Here is a 13,522-nt window from a genome sequence, read left to right on the forward strand (position 1 = left end):
ATCGGAGGTGGAATACGTGGACAAAAATTATATTCTGAAGATGGATCACATTGAGAAAGAATATTATGGAAATAAAGTCCTAAAGGGTATCAGTTTTGATATAAAACCCGGAGAAATTATGGCACTGGTTGGGGAAAATGGCGCTGGAAAGTCAACATTAATGAATGTACTTTTTGGTATGGAACAGATCCATCGAACTGGTGGGTTTAAAGGTCAGGTGTTTTTTGATGGACGGGAAGTACATATTGCGTCGCCGAAGGAAGCCATGGAATTGGGAATTGGTATGGTTCATCAGGAATTTATGCTTCTTCCGGGATTTACAATAACAGAAAATATTAAATTGAACAGAGAAATTTTAAAACAGGGTTTACTTTCTAAAGTATTTGGAAAACGTTTGAGTAATTTAGATCGACCAGCTATGAAACAGGATGCAAGAAAGTCCTTGGATAAAATAGGGTTAGAAGTTTCGGAAGAACAGACAGTTTCTGGTCTACCTGTAGGTTACATGCAATTTGTAGAGATTGCGCGTGAAATCGATAAGACGAATATGAAGTTGATCGTTTTTGATGAACCTACAGCGGTACTTACAGAAATAGAGTCACAGAGATTGCTGGATACCATGAAAAAAATTGCATCTGAGGGAGTTGCAGTTATTTTTATCAGTCATAAGTTGGATGAAATTATTCAGGTTTCGGACAGAATTATGGTTATGCGTGATGGTGAACAGGTATGTACAGTTGAGAAGAAAGATACAGATGCGATTAAGTTAGCTGAGTTAATGGTTGGTCGTGGAATTGATGCTGGTTCTATTGCGGAAAAAAGAAATCTTAATAACCGGGAAATTATTATGTCGATTCGTAATCTGGAAGTAGATATGCCTGGAGAAACGGTGAAAGGCTTTGACCTGGATATTAGAAAAGGAGAAATTATCGGACTGGGCGGATTGGCTGGTCAGGGTAAAATTGGAATTTCAAACGGTATTTTGGGTTTATATCCATCGGATGGAAACATTACTTATGAAGGAAAAGCACTTCCATTAAATAATCCATTAGGGGTGTTAAAGAGAAAGATTGCATTTGTTTCAGAAGACAGAAGAAATGTGGGATTGATTTTGAGTGAATCAATTGAAGAGAATATTGCGATTGGTGCTCTTCGGGTGAATGGAAGATTCTTGAAAAAGTTTGGACCAATTACGCAGATTGATAAAAAAGCAGTAAAAGAAAATTCTGATCAAATGATTCAGGATTTTAAAATTAAATGTGTGAGTGGGAAGCAGCATGTGTCTGATTTGAGTGGTGGAAATCAGCAGAAAGTCTGTATGGCAAGAGCGTTGACTATGGAACCTGATCTTTTGTTTGTTTCAGAGCCGACCCGAGGAATTGATATTGGAGCAAAACAGCTGCTTTTGGATCATTTGGTAAAATTAAATCGAGAAAAGGGTGTTACCATTGTTATGACATCCAGTGAATTAAAAGAATTGCGTTCTGTATGTGACAGGATTGCAATTGTGACCGGTGGAAAGTTGGAAGGAATTCTTTATCCAGATTCTTCGGATGCAGAGTTTGGACTGATGATGTCAGGTACAAAAGTAGATACTTCTTCGGAGAAGGAGGAAAAGGAATGAATGCACGTATAAAGAAAGTTATAAATACATTGGGAATTCCCAGACTGATTATTATTGGTTTGTTGGTGGTTATTCTCATTGCAATGCCAATACTTGGTCTTCAGATTGAGATGCTTTATACCCAGGCATTTGGACGTATTGGAATGTATATGATATTGGTGCTTGCCATGGTTCCTGCGATTGAATCTGGTATAAAAATGAATATGGCTTTGCCGCTTGGAATTTTATGTGGTTTGGTTGGAAGCGTAATCAGTCTGGATGCAGGAGCAACTGGTTGGACTGGATTATTTTCTGCAATGATTATTTCGATTCCAATTGCAGCTGTGGTTGGTATTCTTTATGGCATGATCCTCAATAAGATTAAGGGATCTGAGATGATGATAGCAACGTATTCTGGCTATACGGCGGTGGCTGTTATGTGTATTGCCTGGATGGCATTCCCAATCAAGAATGCGGAAATACGGTGGCCACAGGGAAACGGTGTCCGTTCTATCGTTTCCTTAACCGGAAAATATGAAAAGATATTAGATCATTTTTTAGAAATACGGATTACAGATGAACTCGTATTTCCCACAGGCTTGTTTTTGTTTGTTGGTTTGATGTGTCTTCTTGTGTGGATTTTTATGCGGTCCAAACTTGGAATCATAATGAAAACGGCAGGGGCAAATCCTGCGTTTGCAAGTGCAACTGGAATTAATGTTGATAAAATGCGCATTCTTGGAATGATGCTTTCTACAATTTTAGGTGCTATTGGCATTATTGTGTATGCCCAAAGTTATGGATTTTTCCAGTATTATATGGCCCCACTGAATATGGCATTTATTGCGGTCGCTGCAATTTTGATTGGAGGAGCAACCGTGAATCGAGCAGGTATTTTTAACGTCATTCTTGGAACAATCCTTTATCAGTCTATTATGACGTTTACATTACCGATTGCCAATGTCATTATGCCAGAGGGATCTTTATCGGAGATTGTGAGAATTATTATTCAGAATGGCATCATTCTGTATGCACTTACGAAAGCAGGTGAATCTCGATGAAAGAACAGATGAAAAGAATTGTAAAAGAAAATATAGTAACGCTTGTATTCCTCGTACTTTGTGTGTGTGGTTTTATTGCCTCAGGTCAAACATTTAGCTATGTCCTTTCTGAGGTTGCAACAAGATTATTTCGAAATTTTGGTTTGGTTTTCTCTTTGATTATTCCGGTTATTGCAGGTATTGGACTGAATTTTGGTATTGTTCTTGGTGCAATGGCAGCGCAGGCAGGATACATATTTGTGACGCATTGGAGAATACAAGGACTGTTGGCAATTATTGTGGCAGTGCTAATCTGTACACCACTTTCCATTATTTTCGGATGGCTCCTTGGAAAGCTGTTTAACAAAACAAAAGGCCAGGAAATGATTACTGGTATGATTACAGGTTTTTTCGCAAATGGTCTTTATCAGATGTTTTTTTTAGTATTAATCGGAACTTTAATTCCTATGACGGATGATCGTATTATGATTTATACCGGTATTGGTATTAAAGATACGCTGAAATTGGAAGATTCTGTAGTGAATGCTTTGGATAATGTATTGAAACTGCGTTTAGATCAACTTTTCATTCCTATTGTGATAATAGCAATTGCTGTATTGGCATTTTGCATTATAAAGACTTACAGAGAAAAGCTTCCAAATTATAAGCAAAAGCTGTGGGAGTATGGTGTTTATGCATTGGCAGTATTGGCTCTTTGGATTGTTGGAACATGTAATAAACAGGTTGCTTTTGCTATGAAGTTTACTAGTGTTCCAGTAGTTCCTTTGATTTTAATGGTTCTGTTTGGATTGATAGTCAATGCCATTTTGAAAACAAAACTGGGACAGGATTTCCGTGCAATTGGAATGAATATGAAAGTAGCAGCAGCGTCGGGTATTGATGTAGATAAAACGAGAATTATTGCTATTATTCTATCAACTATCATGGCATCATGGGGGCAGATTATATTTCTTCAGAATATCGGTAACTTTACGACTTATTCCAGTCATGAGAAGGTTGGCTTGTTCGCAGTTGCTGCAATTCTGGTTGGTGGAGCATCCACAAAAAAAGCAACTGTGAAGCAGGGGATTATTGGAATTATCTTGTTCCATACATTATTCGTAATTGCGCCGCTTGCAGGAAAAGCATTGTTGAATGATGCTGCTTATGGAGAGTATTTCCGTGAGGCGATTTCCTATGGTGTTATTACGCTGTCTCTGGTACTTCATATTTCGGGAAGAGGAAAAAGAAAAACAGCAAAGGCATAGCATCAACATTGAAAGAAAAGATGTTTTCGGAAAGGAGCGCAGTATGTTTGATATTAAAAAAGAAGTAGATGAAATGTATGAACAGATGCGGGAATGGAGAGAAGATTTTCATCGTCATCCAGAATTGGGATACAATCTGGAACGAACAGCAGGAATTGTTGCATCTCATTTAAAAAATCTTGGACTAGAAGTAACAGAACATGTAGGAAAAATGGGCGTGGTTGCCTTACTGAAGGGCGGAAAACCGGGGAAAGTGCTTGCCATAAGAGCAGATATGGATGCTTTGCCCATCCAGGAGGCAACTGGTCTTTCTTATTCATCAGAAACACCGGGGATTATGCATGCATGTGGACATGATGGGCACACGGCAATGTTAATGGCGGCTGCATCTGTTTTAACAAAGCATAAAGATGAAATACATGGTACGATTAAATTTATTTTCCAACCGGCAGAAGAAGGCGGAAGAGGAGCCTATGCTATGGTAAGGGATGGAGTGTTAGAAAATCCGAGACCAGATGCTATTATGGCTGCACATATGATGTTTTGGGAAGCTGGTACCATTACAATTCGAAAAGGTTCTGCGTATCTGGCATCAGACAGCTTCCGGATTAAGGTACATGGACATGGAGGGCATGGTTGTAAGCCACATGAATGCACAGATACGATTTTGGCAGCTTGTAAGATTGTTACAGATATTCAGATGATTGTGGCGAGAAAAGTAAATCCGCAAGACGTTGCAACTGTAACTGTTGGCGCGATTCATGGTGGAAGTAAAGAGAACATTATTCCAGAATATGCAGAGCTGATCGGTACGGTAAGAACTCTGAAGCCAGAAGTGAGACAGCGAGTGATAGATGGACTTCACGAAGTATGTAAGGGGGTCTGTGATGCCGTTGGAACTACTTACGAAATGGAATATGAGGAAGTTTGTGAAACTGTAGATAATAATCCAGCGTTAATGGAACTATTTGAAGAGGCTATTAAAAAAGTGCTTGGCGCGGATAAAGTCCTGGAAGCAGATCAGTGCAGACCAGGATCAGAAGATTTTAGTGCATATTTGACAACAGGTATTCCAGGAGGCTATCTATGGGTAGGCGGAGCATATCCGGGAGAAAAGACGCCATCAAAAAATCATCAGCCAACCTATAACTGGGATGAAAATGCCATGAAGGCCGGAGCGGCAGCAGAGGTAGCTTCTGCATTGGCATTTCTTAACAGCATGGAGTAAGGAGTGCAACGTGAAAAAGAAAAATTATGTGATTCAGGATAGAAAACCTACTGTGTTGTATCATTATTTTGAAGATATTTCAAATATCCCCAGAGTCTCCTATCATGAAGCTGCGGCAGCTGCTTATGTAGTTCGTGTTGCAAAGGAACATGGTTTGTGGTATTACGAGGATGATATTCACAATGTACTGGTGAGACGCCCGGGAAGTAAGGGCTATGAGCATTTACCGTCTGTGCTTTTGGAAGGTCATTTGGATATTGTTGGAGAGAAAACGGAAGATTCCAAACATAACTTTGATACGGATCCGATTGAATTGATTGAAGAGGGAAATATTCTTCATGCAAACCATACGACCCTTGGGGCAGATAATGGTTGTGCTGTCGCGTTAATGCTGACATTGCTCACAGATGAAAAACTGATAGCGCCTCCACTGGAATGTTTGTTTACTGTACAGGAAGAAGTGGGATTACTTGGTGCAAAGCATTTTGATGCATCTCTTATTCAATCGCGGAAAGTAATTGGCTTGGATGCTGGCTCTGAAGGTGTCTTTCGCATGGGAACTTCAACAAAATTTGAAATGACTTCTTTTTATCCAACTCATCGTGAAGCTGTTCATGGCATAGCATATCACCTGGTAGTAGACGGTCTCAAGGGCGGAGATCAGGGAGCAGGGATTCCGCAGGAGCGAATCTGTGCTATTAAAATGACAGCACGTTTACTACATTATCTGAATAAAGTGATGGATGTACGTGTGGTATCTATGGATAAAGTTGGAAAAAGTATACCAGAAAGTTGTGACAGCCATATTGTGTTGGCAAATGGAGAAGAGTCCCTGATGTTTCGTATTATAGAAGAGCAGCAGAAACTTATCCGAATAGAACACGAAGATGCAGATCCAGATATCCGGGTCCGAATAGAACGAGAAGAACCGGTTGGAGATATGTTGAAGAAAGAAGAAAGTGATCGTCTGATTGAGGCAATCTATTTGATGCCTTATGGTGCAAGAAATAGAAAGCTTTGTCGCGTGGACGAAGTAAGCTGTTCTGTTATTATGAAGAAAATTTACACGGAATCGGATGGAATTCGCGTTTTTTCTGTTATTTCCACGGAGGAAATGGAAAACGGAGAAGCCCTGAATGAAGAAATGCAGACTTTTATGAAGCATTGGGGATTTGTTATAGAATACGTGAATCTGGACCGGGGGTGGCAATGGTCTAAAAAATCTGAGATTCGCGATGTGATGATTGAAACTTACAAAAAGCTTTTTGGAAAAGAACCCAAGGTAAACATCAGCCATGGAGGAAATGATTGTGTTGTATTAAAAGAAAAAATTCCGGAATTGGATATGGTGACGACGGCAGCTACTTATGTGGATTATCATACACCGAAAGAAAGATTGTATATGGATACATTCGAAAAGGTATATATGTTAATTCGAGAAACCTTGACAAATCTTACAAAAGCATAAATAAACGATAATAAATGCAGGCACAGAAACTTGTAGTTTACAGAAGTTTTTGTGCCTGTATTTGTTGCATAAAATTTCTTCAGAAAATTCGGATTAGTCATAATAGTGTATATAATTATTATAAACCATCTGCAGCAGTTGCTCTTCTTCGGAAGAGGCTGTGTGACCTTTTCGCTTCATGCAAAGCACATACCGATAATAGGCGTGAGGAGGCTGACAAACCAGAAGTCCTTTATCCCGTGGAATACAATAAGATGGGATTGCGGAAAGACAGATGCCATCCAGAACCATGTTGCATAGGGTTTGTGTGTTGTTCATTTCCCAGGTTATAGAGGCATTCATATTGTAATCTTTAAAAATTTTGTCAGCAATTTGATAATCACAGGTGTTTCGAGGAGTAAGGGCAAAAGTTTCATTGGCAAAAAGAGACATGTCAGCGACAGGAGGATCATCATAATTGGTGGAAGATGCAACATCGGCATGAGGATGTTTTGGTGGAATTAGGAGAAACACTTTTTCGCGTTTCCATACCTCTGTATGACAGCGCTCATCTTTCACAATTTCTGGTCTTCCAATGATAATTACATCTAGCTTGTCCTGATATAGTAGCTCCATGAGAGCAACAGCACGCCCTTCTGTGACATTTACAGTAAAGTTTGGAAACTGCCTGGTGAATTCAGAAATGGTCTGTGAAAAAACAGACATTACCATAAGAGAAGAAATGCCAATATTTAAAGTCTGTGATTTTTTATTGAGATTTAGTTTCTCATACAGTTTTTCTTCCATGTGAAGAAGTTCACGGGCAGTCTCGGCATATAATCTTCCGGCTGGCGTGATAGTTAGTTTGTTTTTGGAACGTTCAAAAAGAGAAAGACCCAATTCTTCTTCTAATTTCCGTAAAAACAAACTCAGTGTGGATTGGGAAACAAAGAGGCGTTTTGAGGCTTTCGTCAAGTTTTGTTCTTCTGCAATAGTGATAATATAGCGCAGTGATTTTAAATTCATATAAGAAACCCACTTTCTCAATAATAAGTTATCTTTGATAGATACGATGGAGTTGTTTGACCATCCACTCATAAAAAGCGCGGATCGTATACACCACCGTCTGGTCGATGAGGAACCCATATGCAAAGGAAGCAAGGATGACGAAAATGACGGTTCCTGCGAAAACCAGAGGCTGCTTCCAGGTGATGTCCAGGTTCAGGGTGTAGATGACGATATGGTAGAGTACCCACCAGTGCAGCAACAGGATCGTGAAACTGTGTTTTCCGAACATCATGACCAGGGAATCCCAGAAATGTTTTCGTTCCGGCTTTTTGTGCAGGGCGAGGGCGAAGATGCCGCAGGCCATGAAAATGGAAAGCGGAGCCATGTGGACATAGTAGTTGACATAAGTTTGCCAGTACACATAAGGGTTCACGGACAGGACCACTTTCAAAAAGGACAGCAGGGCAGCAAGCCAGATCCACCGGTCGTAGGTTCTTGTCTCCGGGCGGGATACCCAGTAGCCGATCATGGCGATGCCGATCCACTGGGCGAAAAAGGGCAGCAGGTCCGCGGTCATGGTGGTGTAGGTCCGAAGAAAGGAACACAGCAGGATGAGACCGGATAAAGCAGTAAGGGTGCGGTAGGTCATGGATTCAAACATGTAGCGGAGAAAGGGTACTGCTATATAGATGGAGATGGTCATGTAGACCAGCCACAAAAACGGGCAGTCTTCCTGGATGGAACCGGTCAGGATCCGGTAAAAGGCATCTTTGACGGTGGCTGCGCACACCGGATGCAGTCTTCCGTTCTGCCATATATAAAAGAAAAAGTAAATGACAGATGTGAGCACGACTTTGGAGAAGCGCCTTTGGTAGAAGGCTCCGATCCCTTCTTTGGTTCCGCGGCCAAACAGCAGGGCACCGGTCAGCATGAGAAAGCAGGTGTTGCCCAGATAGAAGCAGGTACGAAGGACGGCTGCAGTCTTCAAAAGAAGCGGTGGAACTTCCTGGATCAAGGCGGTAGTTTCTTCATTGACCTCCATGGAAAGCACCGGCAGGGCAATGTCGATGCAGTGGATCATGAGAACGGAGAAAACCGCAAACAGGCGGATATAGTCGAAACGGATGTCGTAGGCCGGGGTGGCGGCGGTAAAGCCGATGGCTGTGCTGACGGATGTTTTTCTGTCTCTCAGATGAAGAAACAGGGAAGAAAGCGCAAGAACCCAAAACGGGAGAACGTGGTTTGGACGGAGAATGCCGTAGGCTTTTTTGTCGCACCAGATCAGAAATACCAGGGCACAGACGGAGAGGATGCCCCAGAAGAGGCATCGGGTGAATTTGGTCTGGAGGCGGAATGTTTTTTGGTCAGTCATAGAAACTCCTTATCAGGCAGATGGGGTACGGAATCGTGTTACTATGCGATACAGCAAAGCCCGGGACAGCCGCGAAGCGGCCGTTCCGGGCTTTTTTAATGCTTATGAATGAATTACGAATGTGCAGCAGTCCAATTACTGATTTTGGAACTTTGCGAGGATGCGAGCAGTTTCTGCATTGATCATATCCTGGGTGACATTCGGATCGGACGGATCCCAAGTCTGCTCGAATGGAATCTCGTATGCGATCGTCGGGCGCTCAAACGGTCCAACAACGGAAGAGTTGTAAACCTGAACGGTGGTTCCCAGTGCACAGTGATCGTAAACCCACTTTGCATCGCCGCTGATCAGGCGGATACAGCCTGCGGAACGGGCGATTCCCATGTTGTTGTAGGTGCTTGCCCATACGGTCATCGGGTTTGCAGCATCGTAGATGATGGAGTGGATCAGGATCGGGAGTCCGGCACCAAGACGGGTTGCATACTGGGTGTAGACATCGTGGATCATGAGTCTCCAGCGGTATTTTTCCGGAGTTTTAAAAGTTCCAACCGGAGTATCGTCACCTACGGAGGTCAGGAAAGATTTTACCGGGATGATATAACCATTTCCGCCATCCTGTGCGTAGATGGTCATGCAGTTTAATTCTTTGTTGATCTTGATCAGGTACGGACCGTTGCTGCCAAGGAGGGATTCGACATCACTCCACATCTTGCCATCTTCCCCGAAGTAATACTTCAGACCGTCGATGTACTGCCAGCCGGTTACCGGAACGGAGTCCTTGAAGTAGTAGCGGTCATTACCAAGCCAGCCCCAGCCGGTGTAATTGTCGCCGTTGCCATGGATGTAGCGAATCTGGCCGTCTACATACTGGATGCCGTCTGCGTGGGCGGATACCAGGTGATTGGAGGTATTTAAGCCACTGTCGGTGTTCTTTGCGAAGTAAGCCAGACGGAAGCCGGTTAAATGGAGTCCGGTGTTCATGGTACCAACGGTTTCTCCGTTTTTGCCCCAGCCGGTCTCAGTGCCGTCGCTCAAGGTTGCGCAGTAATAAATGTCGTACTGGTCGTTGACCGGACCTGCGAAGCGGTACTGGATCGCTTCAACCGGATACCAGGCATTGCCGTCAAAGGAGGTCTGCTGACCGCCGACTGCCCATCCGGTCCATCCGGTGGTGGAGTTGTAGGTGCGGTAGCGGACATCGCCGAAAATGTTCTCCAGATAAGTACAGATGGCGGTGAAACCTGCGCTCTCGGTGGAAATCTGCTGGTCATTTAAGAAAGCGCCGGACCAGTTTTTGCTGTCGTTGTATAAGATTGCGGTGGTCAGACGCGGCTGGCGCAGCGGAACAGACAGCGGACTGGTATGATTTGCAGCTGCTTCTGCTTCTGCAGCAGCCTGCTCGGATTCCAGCTGGTTTGCCTGATCCTGGGTCAGGGCGTTGGTCTGGCCGCTTGTGGCATCCTGGGAATTGTCGGCAGCTGCACTGGTTTCCGGTGCGGAGGTCTGCGCTCCGGTCTGGGAAGCTGCCTGTGAGGTGCCGGATGTCTGAGTCTGTGAAGCGGATTCAGAACTGCCGGATCCCGGAGCTTCGGTGGAAAAAGTATGACCGCCGGATGTGTTTTCCGGGGAAGCTGCGGTGCTCCCCGGACCGGACACCTCGGTCTTTTTGGTAGTGTCAATCACGCCGCTTGTCGCTGCTGTGGCATCTGTTTCCGCAAAAGCGCTGGTAACAGATCCGGCCATCATCATGCCGGCCACAAGCAGGGCAAGTCCTGCTTTTGTATGTTTACGCATGGAAAAAAACCTCCTGAAAATAATAAATATTACCATTCATTGTTAATCTATCATAAAAGAGGTAAAAAGACCATATCTGATTTACAATTTATCGGCGATCATGTAAAATAAAAGAGATTGGCAATAAAATCGTAACAAAATTGTCATAGAAATGGAAAAACGTGGAAGTCCAGAGAGAAAAATTGGAAAAACAAGAGGAAAGAAAAGCAATGGAACAGAGAGCAGAAATGAGCAGCAGGGATATCATGCAGGAGCAGGATCCTGAAAAGACAGAGGAACGGGATGCTGGAAAGATGGAAAGAGGTCACGATATCATGGTCAGCATCTGCTGCATCACATACAATCAGGCCGCTTATATCCGTGACGCGCTGGAGGGCTTTGTAAACCAGGAAGCCAATTTCTCTTATGAAGTCCTGATCCACGACGATGCCTCGACCGATGGCACTGCCCAGATCATCCGGGAGTATGCGGACCGGTATCCCAATTTGATCTTTCCTATTTTACAGACGGAAAATCAGTATTCCCAAGGACTGACCAATGTCAGCGGCACTTTTAATTTCCCGCGGGCCAGGGGCAGATACATTGCCATGTGCGAGGGCGATGATTACTGGACCGACACAAAAAAACTGCAGAAACAGGTGGCTTATCTGGAGGCAAATCCGGGCTGTTCGCTCTGCTTTCACAGTGCAAAGGTAGAAGTACAGGGAAAGGCATTGACAGAGCATGCCATGCGGCCTTACAAAGGCAGCCGCATGATCTCGCCGGAGGAGATCATCGACAAGACATCCGGCTATCCGACCGCTTCGTTGATGTTTTACCGGGAGATGATCGACGCACTGCCGGACTTTTACAATCATGCGCCGATTGCGGATATCCCGCTGCAGCTTCTTGCGGCAAACCGTGGCTGGGCGTGGTATATGGATGAGCCCATGTGCGTTTACCGGCTGGGCGGTGCCGCTTCCTGGACCACGCTCATGAAGCAGGGCAACTACGAGAAAAAGCAGCAGGATTACGCAGCTGCCATGACAGAGATGTACCGTGGCTTTGATGCATTCAGCGGCGGTCGTTTTCACAATACGGTGGAGCATGCCATAAAACGGCTCATTTTCCTGACGCAGGTAAATACAAAACATTTTGATGCTATATTAAATAAGGAAAACCGGGAGTTTTACCGGGAATTAAATGCAAGGACACGGTTCTTTATCCGGTTTGAAACTTCGGCACCAAAGCTGTATGCGTGGCTGCAGAGGCAGTTCCACAGAAAGAGATAGTTATGAACGAAACAGGAATGAAGAATAAGGTGGCAAGCGGACTGTTCTGGAAGCTTCTGGAAAATGGAGGTGCCCAGGGCATTCAGTTTGTGATCGCGATCCTTTTAGCGCGGCTTCTGACTCCGGCGGAGTACGGAGTTGTGGGGATCATCATGATCTTTATCACCATTGCAAATGTATTTGTCCAGAGCGGCTTTTCTACGGCTCTGGTGCAGAAAAAGCAGGCTGATGAGGTGGATTTCTCATCGGTCTGCTATTTTGAACTTGCGGCATCCGTACTTTTTTATCTGTTGCTGTATCTGGCGGCACCGGTGATTGCGCAGTTTTATGGCATTTCGGTATTAAAGCCTATTGTGCGGGTGCTTGGCATCGTGCTGTTTCCGGGTGCAGTCATCTCGGTGCAGACGGCGTATGTGTCCCGGAACATGGAGTTTCGCGGCTTATTCTTTTCGACACTGGCGGCTTCGGCCATCTCTGGTGTGATCAGTATCGTGATGGCGCTTCGCGGACTTGGCGTGTGGGCTATGGTGGGACAGCAGATCAGCTATTACATCAGCCTGATGATCGTGCTGTTTCTGACGGTTTCCTGGAAGCCGGGGCTCTTTTTTGCCTTCGACCGGATCCGGACGATGTTTGCGTTTGGCTGGAAGCTTCTCTGTGCTTCCCTTTTGGACACGGTATTTAATAATCTGTATGGACTTTTAATCGGAAAGATATATAATGAAGAGTTGTTGGGCAGCTACAACCGGGGAGAGCAGTTTCCAAAGCTGATCGCCACCAATCTGGGTGCGGCGATCCAGGCGGTACTGCTTCCGGCGTTTTCTGCCAGTCAGGACGATACCGATAAGGTGCGGGAGATGGTGCGCCGGGCGATCCGCTTAAGTTCCTTTGCGGTCATCCCGATGCTGATGGGGCTTTTCGCCGTGGCGGACACGCTGGTTTTAGCACTTCTTGGAGAAAAATGGCTGATCTGCGTGCCATTTCTTCGCATTATGTGTGTCTCCTACTGTTTCTGGCCGATCCATATCACGAATCTGCAGGCCATCAATGCAGTGGGGCGCAGCGATATCTTTTTAAAGCTGGAGCTGGTGAAGAAGGCACTCAGCCTTCTGGCACTGGTGATCGGCATGCAGTTCAATGTGTTTATCATGGTGTGCATCAAAGCCTTTCAGGATTTTGTGTGTACCTTTGTCAATGCGGCACCGAATAAGAAGCTGCTTGGGTACGACATCGCCCATCAGTGGATGGATGTAGCTCCGCCGGCGGCGCTGTCGGTTGTGATGTGCGCGGCAGTTATGGCATTTGGCGCATGGCTTCCGGACATGTCAGTATGGCTGAAGCTGGGACTGCAGATCATTTGCGGTGCGGTTGTTTATATTGTGCTGGCTGCTGCCTTCCGTCTGGAGAGTTTTTGCTTTTTGATGGGAATGGTAAAAGAGAAGCTGCGCAATGTGTAAAGAACGAGAAGGAAAAGCTGCCAGGTACGCACAG

10 protein-coding genes are annotated in these 13,522 nt (G+C 44.6%); 7 read left to right on the forward strand and 3 right to left on the reverse strand.

Annotated elements, in window-relative coordinates:
• Positions 1–16 precede the first annotated feature (16 nt).
• Genes DWZ40_RS05020 through pepD form a run of 5 tightly spaced genes read left to right on the forward strand, consistent with a single transcriptional unit; the run spans position 17 to position 6,607 of the window.
• The gene (locus DWZ40_RS05020) at positions 17–1,624 is read left to right on the forward strand and encodes a sugar ABC transporter ATP-binding protein (RefSeq protein WP_207664488.1); all 1,608 of its coding nucleotides are present in this window, start codon (positions 17–19) and stop codon (positions 1,622–1,624) included.
• Entirely contained in the window at positions 1,621–2,664 is a 1,044-nt protein-coding gene (locus DWZ40_RS05025; RefSeq protein ID WP_118541359.1) for an ABC transporter permease, read from the forward strand. The genes DWZ40_RS05020 and DWZ40_RS05025 overlap by 4 nt, the downstream gene beginning before the upstream one ends.
• Positions 2,661–3,911: an ABC transporter permease gene (locus DWZ40_RS05030; RefSeq protein WP_118541361.1), complete on the forward strand. Its 1,251-nt coding sequence runs from the start codon at positions 2,661–2,663 to the stop codon at positions 3,909–3,911. Before DWZ40_RS05025 ends, DWZ40_RS05030 begins: the two co-directional genes overlap by 4 nt.
• Positions 3,841–5,139 carry an amidohydrolase gene (locus DWZ40_RS05035; protein WP_182431621.1) on the forward strand — a complete coding sequence of 433 codons (1,299 nt, stop codon included), beginning with the start codon at positions 3,841–3,843 and terminating at the stop codon, positions 5,137–5,139. The genes DWZ40_RS05030 and DWZ40_RS05035 overlap by 71 nt, the downstream gene beginning before the upstream one ends.
• Before the next feature lie 10 nt (positions 5,140–5,149).
• The gene (gene pepD, locus DWZ40_RS05040) at positions 5,150–6,607 is read left to right on the forward strand and encodes a beta-Ala-His dipeptidase (protein WP_182431622.1); all 1,458 of its coding nucleotides are present in this window, start codon (positions 5,150–5,152) and stop codon (positions 6,605–6,607) included.
• Positions 6,608–6,700: 93 nt separating this feature from the next.
• On the opposite strand, the gene DWZ40_RS05045 is transcribed toward pepD, so the two are convergent.
• The 3 genes from DWZ40_RS05045 to DWZ40_RS05055 all read right to left on the reverse strand — a co-directional run bounded on the left by DWZ40_RS05045 (position 6,701) and on the right by DWZ40_RS05055 (position 10,760).
• Complete coding sequence (locus DWZ40_RS05045; RefSeq protein WP_243035207.1) at positions 6,701–7,684, reverse strand: LysR family transcriptional regulator; 984 nt, start codon at positions 7,682–7,684, stop codon at positions 6,701–6,703.
• A complete protein-coding gene (locus tag DWZ40_RS05050) occupies positions 7,641–8,966 on the reverse strand; it encodes an acyltransferase (protein WP_118541369.1) in 1,326 nt (441 codons plus the stop codon). Before DWZ40_RS05050 ends, DWZ40_RS05045 begins: the two co-directional genes overlap by 44 nt.
• A gap of 135 nt (positions 8,967–9,101) precedes the next feature.
• On the reverse strand, positions 9,102–10,760 hold the full coding sequence (locus DWZ40_RS05055) for a L,D-transpeptidase (protein WP_118541371.1): 1,659 nt from the start codon (positions 10,758–10,760) through the stop codon (positions 9,102–9,104).
• A gap of 209 nt (positions 10,761–10,969) precedes the next feature.
• On the opposite strand from DWZ40_RS05055, the gene DWZ40_RS05060 reads away from it, so the two are divergent.
• Positions 10,970–12,031, forward strand: a complete 1,062-nt coding sequence (locus DWZ40_RS05060) for a glycosyltransferase (RefSeq protein ID WP_347560048.1) — start codon at positions 10,970–10,972, stop codon at positions 12,029–12,031.
• Between the two features lie 2 nt (positions 12,032–12,033).
• Complete coding sequence (locus DWZ40_RS05065; protein WP_118541373.1) at positions 12,034–13,488, forward strand: lipopolysaccharide biosynthesis protein; 1,455 nt, start codon at positions 12,034–12,036, stop codon at positions 13,486–13,488.
• The last annotated feature ends 34 nt before the right edge of the window (positions 13,489–13,522 follow it).

The sequence above is a fragment of the Clostridium sp. AF32-12BH genome, assembly GCF_003477935.1.
Classification (GTDB): Bacteria; Bacillota; Clostridia; order Lachnospirales; family Lachnospiraceae; genus Brotaphodocola.

Excerpts from the sequence above, each read along its gene's own strand:
- DWZ40_RS05025 (WP_118541359.1), top strand. The coding sequence starts at position 1,621 with ATGAATGCACGTATAAAGAAAGTTATAAATACATTGGGAATTCCCAGA.
- DWZ40_RS05030 (WP_118541361.1), top strand. The coding sequence starts at position 2,661 with ATGAAAGAACAGATGAAAAGAATTGTAAAAGAAAATATAGTAACGCTT.
- DWZ40_RS05065 (WP_118541373.1), top strand. The coding sequence starts at position 12,034 with ATGAACGAAACAGGAATGAAGAATAAGGTGGCAAGCGGACTGTTCTGG.
- DWZ40_RS05055 (WP_118541371.1), bottom strand. The coding sequence starts at position 10,760 with ATGCGTAAACATACAAAAGCAGGACTTGCCCTGCTTGTGGCCGGCATG.
- DWZ40_RS05050 (WP_118541369.1), bottom strand. The coding sequence starts at position 8,966 with ATGACTGACCAAAAAACATTCCGCCTCCAGACCAAATTCACCCGATGC.
- DWZ40_RS05060 (WP_347560048.1), top strand. The coding sequence starts at position 10,970 with ATGGAACAGAGAGCAGAAATGAGCAGCAGGGATATCATGCAGGAGCAG.
- DWZ40_RS05045 (WP_243035207.1), bottom strand. The coding sequence starts at position 7,684 with ATGAGTGGATGGTCAAACAACTCCATCGTATCTATCAAAGATAACTTA.
- DWZ40_RS05035 (WP_182431621.1), top strand. The coding sequence starts at position 3,841 with ATGGTGTTATTACGCTGTCTCTGGTACTTCATATTTCGGGAAGAGGAA.